Annotated in this window: 18 protein-coding genes; all 18 read left to right on the top strand. The window is 58.5% G+C overall.

What is annotated here, in order from left to right; translation table 11 throughout:
• The first annotated feature begins 103 nt into the window (after positions 1-103).
• The 18 genes from nadB (at position 104) to smpB (ending at position 19613) form a co-directional block, all read left to right on the top strand.
• Positions 104-1723, top strand: coding sequence for an L-aspartate oxidase (gene nadB, locus ACZOF8_RS05035; protein WP_022486798.1), 1620 nt, complete (start codon positions 104-106; stop codon positions 1721-1723).
• Positions 1701-2540 (top strand): carboxylating nicotinate-nucleotide diphosphorylase, encoded by an 840-nt coding sequence (gene nadC / locus ACZOF8_RS05030; RefSeq protein ID WP_487426642.1) that lies wholly within the window; start codon positions 1701-1703, stop codon positions 2538-2540. Before nadB ends, nadC begins: the two co-directional genes overlap by 23 nt.
• Positions 2541-2665: 125 nt before the next feature.
• Positions 2666-3727, top strand: a complete 1062-nt coding sequence (locus tag ACZOF8_RS05025) for a sugar-binding transcriptional regulator (protein WP_022486800.1) — start codon at positions 2666-2668, stop codon at positions 3725-3727.
• 21 nt (positions 3728-3748) lie between these two features.
• Positions 3749-4753 (top strand): type I glyceraldehyde-3-phosphate dehydrogenase, encoded by a 1005-nt coding sequence (gene gap / locus ACZOF8_RS05020; RefSeq protein ID WP_154488357.1) that lies wholly within the window; start codon positions 3749-3751, stop codon positions 4751-4753.
• Between the two features lie 24 nt (positions 4754-4777).
• Positions 4778-6703 (top strand): triose-phosphate isomerase, encoded by a 1926-nt coding sequence (gene tpiA, locus ACZOF8_RS05015; protein ID WP_154488356.1) that lies wholly within the window; start codon positions 4778-4780, stop codon positions 6701-6703.
• 8 nt (positions 6704-6711) lie between these two features.
• Positions 6712-8241 carry a 2,3-bisphosphoglycerate-independent phosphoglycerate mutase gene (gene gpmI / locus ACZOF8_RS05010; protein ID WP_288311394.1) on the top strand — a complete coding sequence of 510 codons (1530 nt, stop codon included), beginning with the start codon at positions 6712-6714 and terminating at the stop codon, positions 8239-8241.
• Between the two features lie 112 nt (positions 8242-8353).
• Entirely contained in the window at positions 8354-9637 is a 1284-nt protein-coding gene (gene eno / locus ACZOF8_RS05005) for a phosphopyruvate hydratase (RefSeq protein ID WP_022486804.1), read from the top strand.
• A 101-nt stretch (positions 9638-9738) separates the two neighbouring features.
• Positions 9739-10503, top strand: a complete 765-nt coding sequence (locus tag ACZOF8_RS05000; protein ID WP_487426641.1) for an HD domain-containing protein — start codon at positions 9739-9741, stop codon at positions 10501-10503.
• A gap of 134 nt (positions 10504-10637) precedes the next feature.
• The gene (locus tag ACZOF8_RS04995; RefSeq protein WP_347567384.1) at positions 10638-11252 is read left to right on the top strand and encodes a GTP pyrophosphokinase; all 615 of its coding nucleotides are present in this window, start codon (positions 10638-10640) and stop codon (positions 11250-11252) included.
• Positions 11253-11282: 30 nt separating this feature from the next.
• Positions 11283-11963, top strand: coding sequence for a response regulator transcription factor (locus ACZOF8_RS04990; protein WP_022486807.1), 681 nt, complete (start codon positions 11283-11285; stop codon positions 11961-11963).
• A gap of 12 nt (positions 11964-11975) precedes the next feature.
• The gene (locus tag ACZOF8_RS04985; RefSeq protein ID WP_022486808.1) at positions 11976-13235 is read left to right on the top strand and encodes a sensor histidine kinase; all 1260 of its coding nucleotides are present in this window, start codon (positions 11976-11978) and stop codon (positions 13233-13235) included.
• Positions 13236-13256: 21 nt separating this feature from the next.
• Positions 13257-14270: a Gfo/Idh/MocA family protein gene (locus ACZOF8_RS04980; RefSeq protein WP_487426640.1), complete on the top strand. Its 1014-nt coding sequence runs from the start codon at positions 13257-13259 to the stop codon at positions 14268-14270.
• 216 nt (positions 14271-14486) lie between these two features.
• Entirely contained in the window at positions 14487-14633 is a 147-nt protein-coding gene (locus tag ACZOF8_RS04975; protein ID WP_487426639.1) for a hypothetical protein, read from the top strand.
• A gap of 644 nt (positions 14634-15277) precedes the next feature.
• Positions 15278-15502, top strand: a complete 225-nt coding sequence (secG, locus tag ACZOF8_RS04970) for a preprotein translocase subunit SecG (protein ID WP_022488090.1) — start codon at positions 15278-15280, stop codon at positions 15500-15502.
• 85 nt (positions 15503-15587) lie between these two features.
• Positions 15588-16322 carry an alpha/beta hydrolase gene (locus tag ACZOF8_RS04965; RefSeq protein ID WP_154488305.1) on the top strand — a complete coding sequence of 245 codons (735 nt, stop codon included), beginning with the start codon at positions 15588-15590 and terminating at the stop codon, positions 16320-16322.
• A gap of 3 nt (positions 16323-16325) precedes the next feature.
• Entirely contained in the window at positions 16326-16727 is a 402-nt protein-coding gene (locus tag ACZOF8_RS04960) for a PaaI family thioesterase (RefSeq protein WP_022488088.1), read from the top strand.
• Entirely contained in the window at positions 16724-19198 is a 2475-nt protein-coding gene (gene rnr, locus ACZOF8_RS04955) for a ribonuclease R (protein ID WP_154488304.1), read from the top strand. The genes ACZOF8_RS04960 and rnr overlap by 4 nt, the downstream gene beginning before the upstream one ends.
• A complete protein-coding gene (smpB, locus tag ACZOF8_RS04950; protein WP_022488086.1) occupies positions 19149-19613 on the top strand; it encodes an SsrA-binding protein SmpB in 465 nt (154 codons plus the stop codon). The genes rnr and smpB overlap by 50 nt, the downstream gene beginning before the upstream one ends.
• Positions 19614-19623 lie beyond the last annotated feature (10 nt).

The raw sequence follows: 19623 nt of genomic DNA, 5'->3' as shown, positions 1-19623 counted from the left end.
TGGTCAATGGCGGAAGGAACCCGTTAATGGGGTTCCTTCCCTTTTCCCTACGACCTGTAACAGGCTGCTGCTCAGGCGGCCACTTGTAAAAGGAGGATTCCTTATGGAAACCTGTTGGACGAATTTTGATACGGCGGAAACGCCTGAAATACAAACGGATATCCTGGTAGTCGGGTCCGGAGCGGCCGGGCTCCAGACGGCCTGGTCCCTGGCAGAGGCGGGCCGGCAGGTGCTGGTGGCGGTCCGGGATGAACTCCAGGACAGCAACACCTCCAAGGCCCAGGGGGGCATTGCGGCGGCCCTGGGGAGGGACGACGACCCCAGCCTCCATTACCAGGACACCCTGGTGGCCGGAGCCGGGCTCACCGACGAAACCATGGCCAAAATCGTGGTCACCGAAGGGCCCAAGGCGGTGCTGGACCTGCTTCATCACGGAGCCCGGTTTGACAAAAATCCCGACGGCACCCTGGCCCTGGGCCGGGAAGGATGCCACAGCCGGAACCGGATCGTCCACGCCAACGGAGACAGCACCGGGGAGGAAGTGTCCCGGGCCCTCCGGTCCATTACCGGCAGGGAAAGCCGGATCTCCACCCTGGAACACTGCTATGTAACGGATCTGCTGCTCCAGGAAGGCCGGTGCGCAGGAGCTATGGCTCTCCACGAAGGCCGGATGGTCCGCTTTTCCGCCAACGCCGTGGTGCTGGCCACCGGTGGGGTAGGACGGCTGTTTGCCCACACCACCAACCCGGAAGGAGCCACGGGCAGCGGCCTGGCACTGGCCTGCCGGGCCGGTGCGGAACTGATGGATATGGAATTCGTCCAGTTCCATCCCACGGCCCTGGCCCTTCCGGGAAAGCCCAGTTTCCTGGTTTCGGAAGCGGTCCGGGGTGCCGGCGCCCTGTTGTACAACACCCGGGGAGAACGGTTCATGCCCGGGTACCATCCCATGCTGGAACTGGCTCCCCGGGATGTGGTGGCCCGGGCCATTGCCACGGAAATGAAGCACTGCGCCACGAACCATGTGCTGCTGGACGCCACGGTGATTGACCGGGTGGAGGAAAAATTCCCCATGATCTTCCGGACTCTCCTGGACTATGGAGTGGATATGCGGAAGGAACGGATCCCCATTGCTCCTGCGGCCCACTACATGATGGGAGGCATCCGCACCGACAGCTGGGGCCACACTACGGTGCCCGGCCTGTATGCCTGCGGAGAAGCGGCCTGCACCGGTCTCCAGGGCGCCAACCGGCTGGCCAGCAATTCCCTCCTGGAAGGGCTGGTGTTCGGACGCCGGGCGGCCCGTGCCCTGTGCCGGGAAATCCCTGTTGAGGGGCAGAAGGAAAAAGGCGGCCGTTGGCAGTCCGTCCTGGAACCCTGGAAAGTTTCCCAGGGGGAAACCGCCGCTGACCGGCAGCAGCTCCGGGAACTGATGAGCCGGCAGCTGGGGATTGCCCGGGACCGGGAAGATCTCCGCCAGGCCCTGGAAGAACTGGGGGCCGTGGAAGCCAAATATGCCGGACAGGCAGCGGAAACCCCGGAGCAGCTGGATCTGAAATCCCAGATCCTGGTATCCCGGCTCATTGCCCAGGCGGCTCTCCAGCGGGAAGAAAGCCGGGGGGCCCATTACCGGCTGGATTTCCCCAAGCCCCGGGACTGCTGGAAGCATCATACTATCGAAGAGGAAGAAGGAGGCAGCATCCATGTACAGCAGAATGTTGGATAAACAGCTGGAGGAATGGCTGGCGGAAGACGTGGGCAGCGGGGACCTGACCAGTGAGGCCCTGCTGCCGGAAGGGGCGGTGACTGCCGGGATCATCCACGCCAAGGATACAGGGATCCTGTGCGGGGTGGAAGTGGCCCGGCAGGTGTTCCGGGTGCTGGATCCCAGCCTGACCTTCAAGGCCCTGGCCAAAGACGGGGACAAACTGGAACCGGGGACCCTCATTGCCAAAGTCACCGGATCGGCCCGGAGTGTCCTGACGGGAGAACGGCTGGCCCTCAACCTGCTCCAGCACCTGTCCGGCATTGCCACCCGGACCAAAAAGCTGGCGGACCTGGCCAAACCCTACGGCACCCGGGTGGTGGATACCCGGAAGACCACGCCGGGGCTGCGGCTCCTGGAAAAATACGCTGTCCGCACCGGCGGGGGCCACAACCACCGGCTGGGGCTCTACGACGCCATCCTGATCAAGGACAACCACATTGCCGTGGCCGGAGGGGTGAAGGAAGCCCTGGCCCGGGCCAAAGCCTACGCCAGCCACATGACCAGGATCGAGATCGAAGTGGAAAGCCTGGCCCAGGCCAAAGAAGCCCTGGAAGGGGGCGCCGACGTGATCATGCTGGACAACATGGCTCCGGAGGCCATGAAGGAATGTGTAAGGATGATCGGTCACCGGGCGGTGGTGGAAGCCTCCGGGGGCATCGACGAGCACAATCTGGAAGCCGCAGCAGCCGCCGGGGTGGACGTAATCAGCATAGGAGCCCTGACCCACAGCGTAAAAGCCCTGGACATCAGTCTGGATGTGGGGGAGATTAAATAACGGGCAGGGCAAAAAAAGGAAGGGTGTCCCCCTTCCTTTTTTTCTTATCTATGCTATAATGAAGACGTAGTAAATTTATTTTTTTTCGAACAGGGTGGGACATAAAAAGTACCACGAGGGACAAAATGTGCAACATCAGCTTGGATCGAATCATCAACCTGCAGAATAAACTGGTTCCGGAAATGGTGGACCTGCTTACCGAGCGCTATAAGGTGCTCCGGCAGATCAGCCACGATCAGCCCATCGGCCGCCGGACCCTGGCCAAAAAGCTGGGGCTCAGCGAGCGGATCCTCCGTTCCCATGTGGATTTCCTCAAGGAAGCGGGGCTGCTGGATTTCACCCTCACCGGCATGAGCATTACGGAAGAGGGGGCGGTGCTCCTCCAGGAGCTCCGGGACTATGTGAACCGGCTCCAGAAGCTTTCCAGCCTGGAACGCATCCTCCAGGACAAGCTCCATCTCCAGAAGGTGGTGGTGCTGCCCGGCAATGCGGACCAGGACAAAGTGGTCACCCGGGAAATCGGGCGTGTGGCGGCCGGTATCCTGCTGCGCCTTCTGGCGGACCACAAAAAGCACATTGTGGCGGTAACCGGGGGCACCACTGTGGCGGCCATGGCGGAAAACACCTTTGGCAATGAACCGGAGACCGTGGTGGTCCCGGCCCGGGGCGGTCTGGGGGACAAAATGGAACTCCAGGCCAACACCATTGCCACGGTGCTGGCCGGCCGGCTGAAGACCCGGTACCTGCAGCTGTATGTGCCGGACAGTGTCAGCGAGGACGTGCTCCGCAAGATCCTGGAAGAGGATGCCCGGGTGAAACAGGTGGTGGAAACCATCAAAAGCGCGGATATCCTGGTCCATGGCATGGGGCAGGCCCTGGTGATGGCCGAAAAGCGGGGGATGGACCCCAAACTGATGGACCGCCTGGCAAAGGCCGGTGCCGTAGGGGAAGCCCTGGGGCAGTATTTCGACCTGAACGGCCGGGTGGTGTACAGCACAGACACCCTGGGACTCATGGTCAACGATCTGGAAAAGATCCACACGGTCATGGGCATTGCCGGCGGACAGTCCAAGGGAAGGGCCATCCTTTCCATGCTCCGCAGCGGCCAGGACGATATCCTGGTCACCGACGAGGCGGCTGCCCGGGAAATCATCGATTGTTTGCAAACTGATCCCAATCATCAGTAAAAAACTTAGGAGGAATGCAAAATGGTAAAAATCGGTATCAATGGTTTTGGTCGTATTGGACGCTGCGCTCTGCGTATCGCTGTAAAGAACCCTGAAGTGGAAGTTGTGGCGGTCAATGCCCGTTCCGGCATCGATACCTATGCCCACCTGCTGAAATACGATTCCATCCACGGCACCTTTGATGAAGATGTGTCCGTTGATGGAGACGTAATGCATGTAGGGGACAAAGCCATCAAATTCACCCGGTACACTGATCCGAAGGAAATCCCCTGGGGCGATATGGGCGTGGATGTAGTGCTGGAAACCACCGGCAAATTCAAGACCCGTGAAACCGTACAGCCTCATCTGGACAACGGCGCCAAAAAGGTGCTGATCGCCTGCCCGGCCAAAGGGGAAGACATCACCATCGTCCTGGGCGTCAACGAAGACAAGTACGATCCCAAGAAAGACCACATCATCTCCAACGCATCCTGCACCACCAACTGCCTGGCTCCCTTCACCAAAGTGCTGGAAGACAACTTCGGCATTGAAAGCGGCATGATGACCACCGTCCATTCCTACACCAACGACCAGAAGATCCTGGATGCAGCCCACAAAGACCTGCGCCGTGCCCGTGCCGGTGCCTGCTCCATCATCCCCACCACCACCGGTGCCGCCAAAGCCATCGGTCTGGTACTGCCTGAACTGGAAGGCAAACTGAAAGGCATGGCCATCCGTGTCCCGACTCCGGATGTTTCCCTCACCGACCTGGTAGTGAACCTGAAGAAAGACACCACCAAAGAAGAAATCAACGAAGCCATGAAAGTGGCCTCTGAAACCACCATGAAAGGGATCCTGGGCTACAATGAACTGCCTCTGGTATCCAAAGACTACAGCGGCTGCCCTCTGAGCTCTATTGTGGATGGGCTGTCCACCATGATGGTGGGTCCCCGTGTGGCCAAAGTGGTTTCCTGGTACGACAATGAATGGGGTTATTCCAACCGTCTGGTGGAACTGGCTCTGTTCGTGGCCAAAAAGGGCCTGTAAGAGAAAGGCAGGGAGTACCGAGCCATGGAGAAAAGAACCGTCAAAGATATTCAGCTGACAGGGAAACGGGTGCTGGTCCGGGTGGACTACAACGTTCCCATGAATGACAAAGGGGAAATCACCGATGTTATCCGCATCGAGGCCTCTCTGCCCACCCTTCATTACCTGCTGGACCAGGGAGCCGCGGTGATCCTGATGGCTCACCTGGGCCGTCCCAAAGGCAAGGTGAACATGAAGTACACCCTGAAGCCGGTGGCGGAAGCCCTGAGCCAGCTGATCCACCGTCCGGTGCAGTTCTGCCCGGACTGCATCGGCAAGGAAGCCCAGGCTGCAGCCGCTCAGCTGCGGAATGGGGATATCCTGCTGCTGGAAAACCTCCGGTTCCATCCGGAAGAAGAAAAGAATGATCCTCATTTTGCCCAGGAACTGGCGGCTCTGGGGGATGTGTACGTGAACGACGGGTTCGGGGTTTCCCACCGGGCCCATGCTTCCGTGGAAGCCATTACCCACTACCTGCCTGCGGTGGCTGGTTTCCTGCTGGAAAAGGAAATCGCCTACCTGGGCAATGCAGTGGACAAACCCCAGCGTCCTTTTGCCGCCATTATCGGCGGGGCCAAAGTGGCGGACAAGATCGCCGTGATCCGCAGCCTGATCAAGAAAGCCGATGTGATCCTGATCGGCGGCGGCATGGCCAATACCTTCCTGGCTGCCAAAGGCTATGACCTGGGCAAATCCCTGGTGGAAAAGGAAAGCCTGGGGATCGCCAAGGACCTGCTGGCGGAAGCTGCTGCCCAGAAGACCAAAATGCTCCTGCCGGTGGACCTGATCATGGCCGCCAGCTTCTCCAATGACGCGGAACATGAAGCTGAAGACCTGGATGCCCTGAATCCGGAGTACATGGCCCTGGATATCGGCCCCAAGACGGCGGAACTGTATGCCCAGACCCTGGCCGGCATGAAGACCATTGTGTGGAACGGCCCCATGGGCGTCTTTGAAATGCCCAACTATGCAGAAGGGACCCGGCGGGTGGCGGAAGCCATGGCTGCTTCTGACGGCATCACCATCGTAGGCGGCGGCGACAGTGCTGCAGCTGTGAAACAGATGGGCCTGGCCGACAAGATGAGCCATGTATCCACCGGCGGCGGTGCCTCCCTGGAATACCTGGAAGGGAAAGTGCTGCCAGGCTTGGCGGCTCTGGATGATCTCCGGACTCCCATTGTGGCCGGCAACTGGAAATGCCATAAAACTGTGGAAGAAGCCATGGAACTGGCTCACCAGATCGCTCACGGCACGGAAATGGCCCGGGCGGAAGTGGTGCTGTTCCCGCCTTTCACTGCTCTGGAAAGCGTAGCAGCCATGGTGGATGAAGACGGCATCGGCTATGGTGCCCAGGACCTGTTCTATGAAGATGAAGGGTCCTACACCGGCGCCGTATCCGGCCCCATGATTGCGGAAATCGGTTCCCGGTACGTGCTGGTGGGCCACAGCGAACGGCGGAAGTTCTTCCACGAAACCAACGACATCGTGGTGAAGAAAGTCCTGGCTGCCTTCCGGAACGATCTGGACCCGGTGCTGTGCGTGGGAGAAGACGCGGACGAACATGAAAACGGCTCCACCAAAGACAAGATCCTGAGCCAGCTGACTCCGGTGCTGAATGTGCTCACCGACAGCCAGATCCAGCATCTGCTGGTTGCCTATGAACCGGTCTGGGCCATTGGCAGCGGCAAGAGTGCGGAAGTGCGGGATGCAGTGGCGGCTGCGGATCTGATCCGGAAAGCCATTGCAGAAAAATTCGGCAAAGAAGCAGCCCGCCGGGTGCGGATCCTTTACGGGGGCAGCGTGACCAGTGAAAACGCCCATGCCTTCCATGAAGACGGCATCGACGGGGTCCTGGTAGGCGGGGCCAGTCTGTCCGCCCAGGAATTCTGCGCCATTGCCAATACCTTCTGAGGCGCTTCATGAAAAAGAAACCTGTTATGCTGATGATCCTGGACGGGTGGGGAATCGCTCCTCCCAGTTCCACCAATGCGGTGACCCGCGCCAGGACTCCTCATCTTGATTTTTACTTCAACCGGTATCCCCACAGCCAGCTCCGGTGCTCCGGAGAGGCAGTGGGCCTGCCGGAAGGGCAGATGGGCAACTCGGAAGTGGGCCATCTGTCCATCGGCTCCGGCCGGATCATCTACCAGAGCCTGACCCGGATCAGCCGGGCGGTGAAGGACGGCAGTCTGGAAACCAACCCGGTGCTGGTAAAGGCCATGGAGGAAGCCCGGGACACCGGAAAGAAACTCCATCTCCTGGGGCTCCTCAGCGACGGCGGGGTCCACAGCCATATCGACCATCTCTTGGGTCTTCTGGCCATGGCCAAAAAGCTGGGGGTGGAAAAGGTCTGTATCCATGCCTTCCTGGATGGACGGGATACTCCGCCCCAGAGCGCCGGCCCCTTCCTGGACCAGGTGGAAAAAGCCTGCAGGGAGCTGGGGGTGGGACAGATTGCCACCGTATCCGGCCGGTATTATGCCATGGACCGGGACAAACGGTGGGAACGGATCCAGAAGGTCTACGACTGCATGAGCGGCGGAGAGGCCCAGGAAGCACCCAGTGCTGCAGAAGGACTGGAAGCCGCCTACGCTGCCGGCCAGACCGATGAATTCGTGGTGCCGTTCCGGGTATCCGGCGTGGAAGGGAATGTGGAAAAAGGCGATAGCCTGATTTTCTTCAACTTCCGTCCGGACCGGGCCCGGGAACTGACCCATGTCTTTACGGACAGGGAGTTCCAGGGATTTGCCCGGAAGGAAGACCAGCTGCCCGTCCATTTCGTCACCATGACGGAATATGAAAAGGGTATTGATGCGCCGGTGGCTTTCCCTCCGGAAGAGATCCGGGATACCCTGGCGGAAGTGGTGTCCCAGGCGGGACTCCATCAGCTCCACATTGCGGAAACGGAAAAATACGCCCATGTGACCTTCTTCTTCAATGGCGGACGGGAACAGCCCTTCCCCAACGAAGACCGGATCCTGGTGCCTTCTCCCAAAGTGGCCACCTATGACCTGCAGCCGGAGATGAGCGCCTACCTGGTGACGGAGAAACTCCAGGAAGCGCTGGACAAGGACCTGTACGACCTGGTGATCCTGAACTTCGCCAACCCGGATATGGTAGGCCATACCGGCTCCCTTGAGGCGGCAGTGAAGGCCCTGGAGGCCGTGGACGAATGTGTGGGCAGCCTGGTGGAAAAGGTGCTGAAAAAAGGCGGTGCCCTGTGCATCACCGCGGACCATGGGAACCTGGAAGAAATGGAAGACCCGGTGACCCATGAGCCTATGACGGCCCATACCACCAATCCGGTGCCTTTCCTGGTGGTGGGTGCTGAACCCGGGACCCAGGTGGAAGACGGAGGACTCTCCGATATCGCTCCCACCCTGCTGGACCTGCTGGATCTCCCCAAACCGGAAGCCATGACCGGCCATTCCCTGCTGGTACGCAAGTAAAAGGTAAATTCGTGGCCAGCAAAAGCTGGCTTCCATCGGCCATTGACCATTGACCATTGACCAGCAAGGGAAATCATTTTCCCTTGCTGCCCAAAATAACGAGGTGAAAACAATGCCAATCATTGAAAATGTGTGCGCAAGAGAAATCCTGGATTCCCGGGGCAATCCCACGGTAGAAGTGGATGTGCTGCTGGATGACGGCACGGTAGGCCGTGCGGCTGTTCCTTCCGGTGCTTCCACCGGGGTCCACGAAGCCGTGGAACTGCGGGATGGGGACAAGGACCGTTTCGGAGGCAAAGGGGTCTCCAAGGCTGTGGACAATGTGAATGACACCATTGCCGACGCCATCATCGGTCTGGATCCCACCCGTCAGGTGGAAATCGACGAAGCCATGATCCGTCTGGACGGCACCCCCAACAAGGGCCGTCTGGGTGCCAACGCCATCCTGGGTGTATCCCTGGCTGTGGCCAAGGCTGCGGCTCTGTCCATCGGCCTGCCTCTGTATCAGTATCTGGGCGGGGTCAACGCCAAGGAACTGCCTGTTCCCATGATGAACATCCTGAACGGCGGTGCCCATGCGGACAACAACGTGGACATCCAGGAATTCATGATCATGCCCGTAGGGGCTGACAGCTTCGCCGAAGCCCTGCGGATCAACGCGGAAATCTACCAGGCTCTGAAGAAAGTCCTGAAGGGCAAAGGCCTGGCTACGGCCGTAGGGGATGAAGGGGGCTTTGCACCCAACCTGGAAAGCAACGAAGAAGCCCTCCAGGTGATTGTGGAAGCCATCGAAAAAGCCGGCTACAAACCCGGTGAACAGGTACGGCTGGCCATCGATACTGCTGCCAGCGAACTGTTCGAAGACGGCAAATACAACCTGAAAGGGGAAGGGGTCGTGAAGACTTCTGCCGAAATGGTGGAATGGTACGCTTCCCTGTGTGAAAAATACCCCATCATTTCCATTGAAGACGGCCTGGCCGAAGATGACTGGGACGGCTGGAAACAGCTTACCGATGCCCTGGGCAAAAAAGTCCAGCTGGTTGGGGATGACCTGTTCGTCACCAACGTGGAACGGCTGAAGAAGGGCATTGAAATGGGCGTGGCCAACGCCATCCTGATCAAACTGAACCAGATCGGTACCCTCACCGAAACCCTGGATGCCATTGAAATGGCCAAACGGGCCGGTTATACCGCCATCGTCTCTCACCGGAGCGGTGAAACGGAAGACACCACCATTGCTGATGTGGTGGTGGGCACCAACGCCGGACAGATCAAATCCGGGGCACCCTGCCGGACCGACCGGGTGGCCAAGTACAACCAGCTGCTGCGGATCGAAGAAGATCTGGGAGCCGCTGCCCAGTACAACGGGATGGATGTGTTCTACAACATCAGATAAAAACGGTCAACGGTCAGCTGGCAACGGTCAGCGGCCGGATGACAAAAAGGTGTGCTGCATGGAGCGTGCAGCACACCTTTTTTACGAAAGGAAAAACAATGATGGACAAACAAGCTGTTTCTGCGGCTTTTGACCGGTATGTCTCTCTTTTTGACCCGGATACTCCGGGGATTTTGAGCAAACAGCGCCATTCCCGGATCGTCTGCGGCCTGTGCGGTCAGCTGGCCCAGGCGCTGGGGTGGTCCCGGGCGGACCAGGACCTGGCCTGGGTGCTGGGGCTGCTCCATGACATCGGCCGGTTCGAACAGGCCCGGCGGTTCCATACCTTCATCGACTACAAATCCATGTACCATGCCCGGTACGGGGTATGGTACCTGTTCGAACAGGGCCATATCCGGGACTTTCTGCCGGAACCGGAGCCGGAACGGGATAAAATCCTGGAGCTGGCCATCCTGTGGCACAACGCCTATGCCGTCCCTGGTGGAGTCACCGGCCGGGCCAGGGATTTTGCCCTTTTGATCCGGGATGCGGACAAGATCGACTTGTTCCGGGTTTACGCCGGGTACCTTGACCATCCGGAACAGGTGTGGCAGATGTCCCTGAAAGATCTGGGCCGACAGGAAATTTCCCCCAAAGTCCTGGCAGAAGCCCTGGAGAAAAAACTGGTCCACACAGAAGTGAAAAAGAATGCCCTGGACTTTTTCACCGGCTGTCTGTGCCAGATCTTTGATTTTACCTATGCCCCCAGCCTGGCCCTGGTCCGGCAGCAGGGCTATTACCAGAAACTGCTGGATTTCCAGCCGGGGAACCCCCAAAGTGCCCGGCAGCTGGACCGGGTAAAAGAAAAAATCCATGAGGTGATATGATTTCCAGCGGCTGCTGACCGTTGACAGCAGGCCCTCTTTTTCTTCATACAAATTCCATATTCCTATGATACAATAAGTATACAATATAATCTGACAAAGACTTTGCAAAAGGAGGAATCACTTTGAACCAACCCATGGGCAGCAGCTATGAGGCATGGCGGCCGGTGCTGGAGAAGGTGCTGGAACAGCTGGTCCGGGACATTAAGGCCTACAACCAGAAAGAAAAGGACGCAACCGGCGAAAACGCCTATGAGCACCTGATCTACCGGGTGAAAGGCACCGCCAGCATGGAGGAAAAATGCCAGCGGAAAGGGCTGCCGGTGACGGCTAAATCGGCCCTCCATGATATCCACGATGCCATCGGACTGCGGATCGTTTGCCGGTTCCTCAGCGACATCGACCGGAATCTCCGGCTGCTCCGGGCCATCCCCGGCTGCACCATCATCCAGGAAAAAGACTACGTACACAATGTAAAACCCAACGGCTACCGGTCCTATCACCTGATCCTTCGGCTGGAGGAACCCTTCCCGGATGTGGAAGGGAATAATCCGGGGATTTTCTATGCAGAGGTCCAGCTCCGGACCATCGCCATGGATTCCTGGGCCAGCCTGGAACACGAAATGAAGTACAAAAAGAGCATCCGGAACCCGGAACTGATCGGCCAGGAACTGAAGCGGTGCGCTGACGAACTGGCGGCCTGCGACCTGTCCATGGAGACCATCCGGAAGCTGATCCGGGAAAACGGATGATCCATTGACCCAGAAAGGAGTCAACCCCAGATGAAAATTTTGCTTGCAGAAGATGAAAAAGCCATGTCCATGGCCCTGTGCGCCGTGCTGGAACATTCCGGCTATGAAGTGGATCCGGTGTACGACGGACAGGCCGCTGTGGACAAAGCCCGGGAAAAGGTCTACGATGCCATGATCTTCGATATTATGATGCCGGTGAAGGATGGAATCACCGCCCTGACGGAACTCCGGAAGGAAGGGGACCGGACTCCAGTGATCATGCTCACTGCCAAAGCAGAAGTGGACGACCGGATCACCGGCCTGGATGCAGGAGCCGACGACTACCTGACCAAACCCTTTGCCATGGGGGAACTGCTGGCCCGTCTCCGGAGCCTGACCCGGCGCCAGGAAGACTTCAACCGGGATACCCTCCAGGCCGGTACCGTGACCCTCAACTGTGCGGAAGGGGAGCTGTCCAGCAAGAGCAGCGTCCGGCTGTCCCCCAAGGAAACCCAGCTGATGAAGTACTTCATGCAGCACCCGGGGAAACCCTGCGAAACCCGGATGCTTTTTGACCGGATCTGGCAGGATGAACAGCAGGAAGACCAGGGCATCGTATGGATCTATGTGTCCTACCTGCGGGAAAAACTCAAGGCCATCGGGGGAAATCTCACCATCGACGGCCATCAGGACGGATCTTTTGTGCTCCAGACGCCGGCCCTGGCCAATTAAGGAGAATTTATCATGGATATGATCCATCGTCTGCGCCGGAAATTCCTGATCCTGGCCTTTGCTGCCGTGGTACTGATCCTGGCCGGGGCCCTGGGACTGATCAACGGCATTACCTATATGAAAATGCGGTCGGAAGTGAACACCCTCCTGACGGCCATTGTCCAGAACGATGGAATCATGCCCTCCCATCAGCCGGGTACCAGCACCGAAAGCTGGCTCAGTGATCCGGAATGGTACAATGACACCCCGGAATTCGCCCATCAGACCCGGTATTTCAGCGTTATTATGGATGAAAGCGGAAAAATCCGCCGGCTGAATCTGTCCAACATCTCCGCCTTCAACGAACTCCAGGCCCTGGAAATTGCCCGTTCCCTGGCGGACAGCACCCAGAGCCAGGGACTGTTCAAGAACAAACGGGCCAGCTACTGCTACAGCGTAACCCCCCGGAATGACGGAGGCAAACTGGTGGTGGTCATGGACTGCACCCGGGATGTGGGGGCCGTGGATGCATTTATGCGGTATTCCCTCCGGTTCGGCCTGGTCTGTGTGCTGCTGTACATGCTGGTGCTCATGTTCCTGAGCAATTACGCTATCCGGCCCTTTGTGGAAAACGTGGCCAGCCAGAAACGGTTCATTACCAACGCAGGCCATGAACTGAAGACCCCCATTGCCATTATTTCCGCCAACGCGGAAGCTCTGGAACTGATCAGCGGCAAAAGCCAGTGGACGGACAACATCCTGTTCCAGGTGAAGCGGGTGACCCGGCTGATCAACGAACTGATCATGCTGGCCAAAATGGGAGAAAAGAATGAGCGGGAACTGAAAAAGGAAACCATGGACATCAGCCACACCTTTACGGAAGTGGTCCAGTCCTTTGCTCCGGTGGTGGAAGGGGAGAAGAAAAAGCTGGTGACGGAGATCCAGCCGGATATCCTGGCTGAAACCGACCCCAAGTATCTTTATGAAATCTTCACCATCCTCCTGGACAATGCGGCCAAATACTGTGACGACGGGGGAACCATCCGGGCCCGGCTGGAAACCCACGGGAAACAGGGGTTCCGGGCCCAGGTGTCCAACGACTACAAAAACGGGGCCGGAGTGGATTATTCCCACTTTTTTGAACGGTTTTACCGGGGAGACGAAAGCCACAACAGCAAAAAGGCCGGCTACGGCATCGGGCTTTCCATGGCAGAAGAGGCCACCCGGCTCCTGGGCGGGAAGATCCAGGTGGAATACAAGGATGGGGTCATTACCTTCGGGGTGACCTTTTAAGAAAAAAGGGAGGTCTTTTTCATGAAGGTGGCCATGCTGGGCACCGGCGCCATTGCTCCTGTGGCCCTGGCCGCCATGAATGCGGCAGTCGGCATAAGTGTGGAAGCCCTCTGGTGCCGGCAGAACAGCCGGCAGCGGGGAGAAACCCTGGCCCGGGACTATGGGATTCCCCGGGTATATACGGACTGCCGGGCTCTTTTCCGGGAAGCGGATGTGGATACGGCGTACATCGCTCTGGTGAACCCGGTCCATTTTGCTTATGCCCGGGAGGCCCTGCTGGCCGGAAAGAACGTAATCCTGGAAAAGCCCTTCTGCACCCGGTGGGCCCAGACCCGGGAACTGGCGGACCTGGCCCGGGGAAAAGGGCTTTTTCTCCTGGAAGCCATGCCCCTGTGGCACGGGGCCCTGTTCCGGAAGATCCGGGAGCTGGTACCGGCCTTGGGGCCCATCCGGCTGGTCCAGGGAAACTATTCCCAGTATTCCAGCCGGTATGACCGGTATCGTAAGGGGGAAGTGCTCCCTGCCTTCGACCCGGCACTGGCAGGAGGGGCCCTGTATGACCTGAACGTGTACAACATCGCCTGGACCGCCGGGCTCTGGGGCCTGCCGGAAAAGGTCCTGTATGCCCCCAACCGGGGGTGGAACGGCGTGGATACCTCCGGAGTGCTGCTCCTGGGATACCCCGGGTTCCAGGCATCCCTCTCCGCCGCCAAAGATTCTGACAGCCCCTCCGGGTTCCTGGTCCAGGGAGAAAAAGGCTGGCTGAAAGTGGAAGGGAAGCCCATCCACCCGGAAAAACTGGAGTGGACCCTGATTCAGGGCCCGGACCAGGACCAGTTCAGCACCGCCGCTGTGAAAAAAGCCCAGAACACAAAAACCTGGACCCCGCCGGAACGGGAAAACCGGATGGTGGAAGAGTTCGAGGATTTCACCCGGATCGTGGACGGGAAGAAGAAAGAAGAGGCAGAGAAATTTTTACAGATGACTCTCGCCGCCAGTAAAGTGCTGGAAAGAGCAGCTGGTCATACGATTTGACCGTCCCTGTGGATAGGAAATTTCCGAAAGTTGATGAACGAGTGCCCGACTCCAACGTTGTAGGGGCAGGCCAAAGGCCCCCCCTTCCCGGCCTGCACCTTTTCACCCTTTGTATGGCGGGCGGTCCTGCGGAGCCTTATCGAAAGGTCCGCTTAACCACTGTCCCTTAGTGTAAAGAAGCAGGGACGCCGCTGGAGTTATAGAGGCGGTCGGGCGATGTTCAAGGTAATCAGTGGCCTGAAGAACGCAGACCTGGAGCAGGCCCTGGCAGGAGATTTGTGCGTTATGCCGCTGAAAACCCGGAAAGAGTACCGGAATGCGGTGAGAGAAGTTCTGAAAAGCCGGTATTCGTCCCTCACCTAGATACCCATTCAGTGCAGAATTGCCAATTACGGTCCCAGCAGCAGCCCCATAGGACAGTTGGCAGCAGCACTGAACTGGTGATAAAGACGGTTCCAAAGTCCGCCCTGTGAGGGGCGGGGGACCGTGCGAAGCACGGTGGTGGGGGCATCGGCGACAGCCGATATTTTGCAGGACCGGCCGAAAACAAGGGAGTGTCTGGCAGAAGTAGAAATATGATGAACGCAGTATCCATTGCTGTCTCTCAGGTAGATAGTTTCCATACCACCGTCAAGGTATTCGGTCCTTTCAGAACCTCATGCCCCCACCACCGGGCAAGCCCGGTCCCCCGCCCCTGCAGGGCGGACTTGGCCTTCGGCTTTGCTGGTATTCTGTGCGGGTATACATCGATTTTTCGGGAGCTGGGAGGGCCTTCGCGGGTGTATGGGTATAGAAGTTTTGCCCTCTGGGCGGTCGGGACGGGTTTGCCTGCGGCGAACCCCTACATCGTTGGGGTCAGAGACTCGTACATCTGGCGGGCGGCCGGGCCTGCCGCCCCTACGGTTGGTGCACCCAGCCCCTTAACCACTTAACCACTGTCCCCGCTCCTTGACCATTTCCCCAACCAATGCTAAAATGATAGAATCTGATATGTGGAGGGAATACCTGTGGCTTTAGATATATTGATGGTTCTTGATGTGATCGTGAGCGTCCTGCTGATCGGGTCCATCCTGCTCCAGTCTGGCAAAAGTGCCGGGTTCAGCGGTCTGGGCGGGGGAGAATCCCTGTTTGGGGGCAAACCCACGGACATGGATGAGGCGCTGGCACGGATCACCGTTGTGCTGGGGCTGATTTTCGCTGTTATCAACGTGGCAATTGCCCGCCTGCAGTAAGCAATTAAAGAACGTTCACACATTTCACAGTGGCATTGCCTGGCAGGGTAATGCCATTTTTGCTATGGGGAAGGAGGCGATGGGGATGCTCCAGGGCGCGGAACCGTATTTCTGGCAGGGGCAAAACGGCAAAGGGGTGCTGCTGGTCCACGGCTTTACCGGCAGCCCTTCGGAACTCCGGGAACTGGGGGAGGACCTGCACCGGAAGGGGTATACGGTGGAAGGGCTTCTCCTGGCAGGCCACGGCACGGATCCCCATGATCTGCTGGAGGTAACGGCGGAACAGTGGGAAGCCCAGGTGCGGCAGGGAGTGGCCCATCTTCGGGAAATCTGCGCCCAGGTAACGGTCATCGGCCTTTCCATGGGCGGGCTGCTGACCCTGTATGCCGGAGCAGAGACAAAAGCGGACAAGCTGGTGGTGCTCTCCACCCCCATCTATCTCTACGACTGGCGGGTGTACTTCCTCTGGCTGGCGGACCGGCTGCCCTACTGGGCCATTCCCAAAAATCCCCGGACCATCGACGCTCCTGCCCGGTACAATGTGGCCTACCGGTGCATGCCCATCAAAGCGGTCCACCAGCTGGTGCGGCTGCTGAAGGCGGTGAAGGGAAAATACCTGCCCAAGGTTCGGCAGCCCCTTCTGATCATCCAGTCCCAAACGGACCACACGGTGCGCCCGGAAAGTGCCCTGTACATCCAGGAACATGCCGCCTCAGACCAGAAACAGCTGCTGTGGGTAAAACAGGCCCGGCATGTGATGACATTATACAAAGGCCGGCAGGCCATTTATGCTGCCATCGAGGCCTTTTTGGAGGAATAGAAAATGGAAAATGACAGAGATACCATGTGTTTCGGCTGTGGGAAGGACAACCCGATGGGGCTCCATCTCCACTTCCGCACCGACGAAAACGGCTGCTACACCAGTTTTGTGCCCCAGCCGGTGCACCAGAGCTATGACGGCCGGATGCACGGGGGACTGATCTCCACCCTGCTGGACGAAACCATGGGGAATTACCCTTATATGTATGAACACAAAGTTGCCTATACGGCCCGGCTGGAAGTCCGCTTCCGGCAGCCGGTACGGATTGGGGAACGGATCCATGTGATCACCAAAGTAAAAAGACGAAAGGGACAGCTGCTGGAAATGACCGGCCAGGTAATCCGGGAAGACGGAACCGTGGCGGCCGAAGCGGACGGCAAGCTGATGTATGAGGAGAGAGAATGATCAATACAGAAATGGAAACAAAGATCCTGGGGTACATGAAGGACCATCCCACCGCCCCGCTTTCCGCCGATGAACTGATCCAGGCGCTGGCCTTGAAGGGCGCGGACCTGAAGCTGTTCTGGACGGTGATGGAAGAACTGGAAACCCGGGGCCAGGTGGTGAAGACCCGGTTCAACACCTACGGGCTGCCGGCGGCCATGGGCCTGGTGGTGGGCCGGTGCCAGGTGACCAGCAAGGGCTTTGCCTTTGTGATCCCGGAAGAAAAAACGGAAGACGGGGACCTGTTCATCCCGGCCAGCAGCCTCAGCGGGGCCATGGACGGGGATACGGTCATGGCCCGGGTGATGAAAAGTGTCTTTGACGACCGGCAGGAAGGGAAAATCATCCGGATCCTGAACCGGGCCCATCACAAACTGGTGGGAACCTTCAGCAAATCCGGGGAATTCGGCTTCGTGATCCCGGACAACAAACGGGTGGGCCGGGACATTTACGTGCGCCGGAAGGACTTCAACGGAGCCCGGGACAAGGAAAAGGTGGTGGTGGAAATCACCACCTGGCCGGACGAACGGCGGAACGCGGAAGGAAAAATCGTGGAGATCCTGGGGAAACCCGGGGATATCGGCCTGGAAATCCTTTCCATCATCAAAGACAACGACCTGCCCACCAAATTCCCTGCTCCTGTCCAGGAAGCGGCAGAAAAAGTGGAGCAGAAGATCAAAAAGAAGGAAATCCAGAACCGGCTGGACCGGCGGGACTGGAACATCATCACCATCGACGGGGTGGATTCCAAGGACTTGGACGATGCTGTGTATGTGGAAAAACAGGGGGACAACTACTTCCTGGGGGTCTATATCGCCGATGTAAGCTATTATGTGCAGCCCCACTCCCTGCTGGACCAGGAAGCCTATGAACGGGGCACCAGCGTGTACCTGGTGGACCGGGTGCTGCCCATGCTGCCGGTGGAACTGAGCAACGGCATCTGCAGCCTGAACGAAGGGGAAGACCGGCTGACCATGGCCTGCGAAATGCTCCTTGACGGGAAAACCGGCCGGACCATTTCCTTCACCATTGCGCCCAGTGTGATCAACAACCACCACCGGATGAACTATCCGGATGTACGGGCCATCCTGGTGGACCAGGACGAAGCCCTGCGGAAGAAATATGTGGATATCGTCCCCATGCTGGAAGATATGGGACGGCTCCAGCAGGTACTCCACAAGAAACGGGAACGCCGGGGCGCCATCAACTTTGAACTGCCGGAACAGAAGGTGCTGCTGGATGAGCAGAAGCATCCGGTGGCCATTGTGAAGCGGGAACGGTCCGTGGCGGAAATGATGATCGAAGAATTCATGCTGGCGGCCAACGAAACGGTGGCCGGGTTCATGGCCAAGCACAAACGGCCCTTCATCTATCGGGTCCACGACCTGCCGGATCCGGAAAAGATCCAGAACCTGGCCAAGCTCATGGCTCTCTTCGGAGTCACCCTGAAGGTGGAAGAAAAAATGCGCCCCAAGGATCTCCAGCGGGCCCTGGACAAGGTGGCCGGCAAGCCGGAAGAAAAGCTGATTTCTACAGTGGCTCTCCGGAGCATGCGCCAGGCGGTGTACCAGACGGAAAACATCGGCCATTTTGGCCTGGCAGCCCACTTCTACACCCACTTTACCTCTCCCATCCGCCGGTATCCGGATCTGATGGTCCACCGGCTCCTGCGCCGGCAGCTGGACGGGGAACGGCTGACCCGGCAGCAGGCGGAAGAGCGGACCCAGCGGCTGAGCCTGGTGGCTTCCCACTGTTCCATCCGGGAACGGGGGGCCATCGATGCGGAACGGCAGACGGTGGATCTGAAAATGGCCGAATACATGCTCCAGTTTGTGGGTCAGGAATTCACCGGGACCATTTCCGGGGTGTCCTCCTTCGGGTTCTTTGTGGAACTGGACAACGGGGTGGAAGGCCTGGTCCATGTATCCAGCCTGACGGACGACTATTATGACTATATCGAGGGTCAGTACGCCCTGATCGGCCAGCATCTGGGGAACCGGTACCGTCTGGGCGACCAGGTGAAGATCCAGGTGCTCCAGGTGGATGTGGCGGAACGGAAAATCGACTTCGTCCTGGCCGGCCTGAGCCCGGAGGCGGCGGACCAGATGCGCCGGGAACTGGGACGGCAGAAAAAGACCAAGACCGGTATCGCTACCGGGAAGCTTCGGAATGACACCACCGGCCGGAAATCCGGAGACCGGAAGGAATTCGGAAAGAAGAACAGCCGCAGCCGGAACCGGAAAAAGAAAAAGAACACGGCCCAAAAAGGCCAAGAAACCTCTTTGAGTCAGCTGGTGCCCCAGGGCACGGAAAATGCTGGGAACAGCAGCTCCACCAAAAAGAAAAACAACCGCCGGCGGCGGAGAAGAAGGGATCGGAAACATGGAAAAGCCAGTGAAGGTAATCGCAGAAAACCGGAAAGCCAGGCATGACTACAACATCCACGAAACCTATGAAACCGGCATCGTGCTCACCGGCACGGAGGTGAAATCCCTCCGTCAGGGCAAGGCCAACCTGAAGGATTCCTATGCGGCAGTGACCAAAACCAGCGAGGTGTACCTGTACAACCTCCACATCAGTCCCTATGAACACGGGAACCGGTTCAACGTGGATCCTCTCCGGGACCGGAAGCTGCTGATGCACAAACGGGAAATCCAGAAACTGATCGGGAAGACCAAGGAAAAGGGCTTTACCCTGGTGCCTTTGCAGTTGTATTTCAGCCACGGGCTGGTAAAGTGCAAGCTGGCCCTGGCCACCGGGAAGAAGCTCTATGACAAGCGCCAGGCCATGGCCGACCGGGCTGCCAAACGGGATATCGACCGGGCTATGAAGGAAAGGAACCGGTGATAAGGGGCTG

The organism is Acidaminococcus sp., from assembly GCF_057597765.1.
The sequence above is the reverse complement of the archived record's forward strand: the minus strand, read 5'-3'. Positions and strand labels throughout refer to the sequence as shown.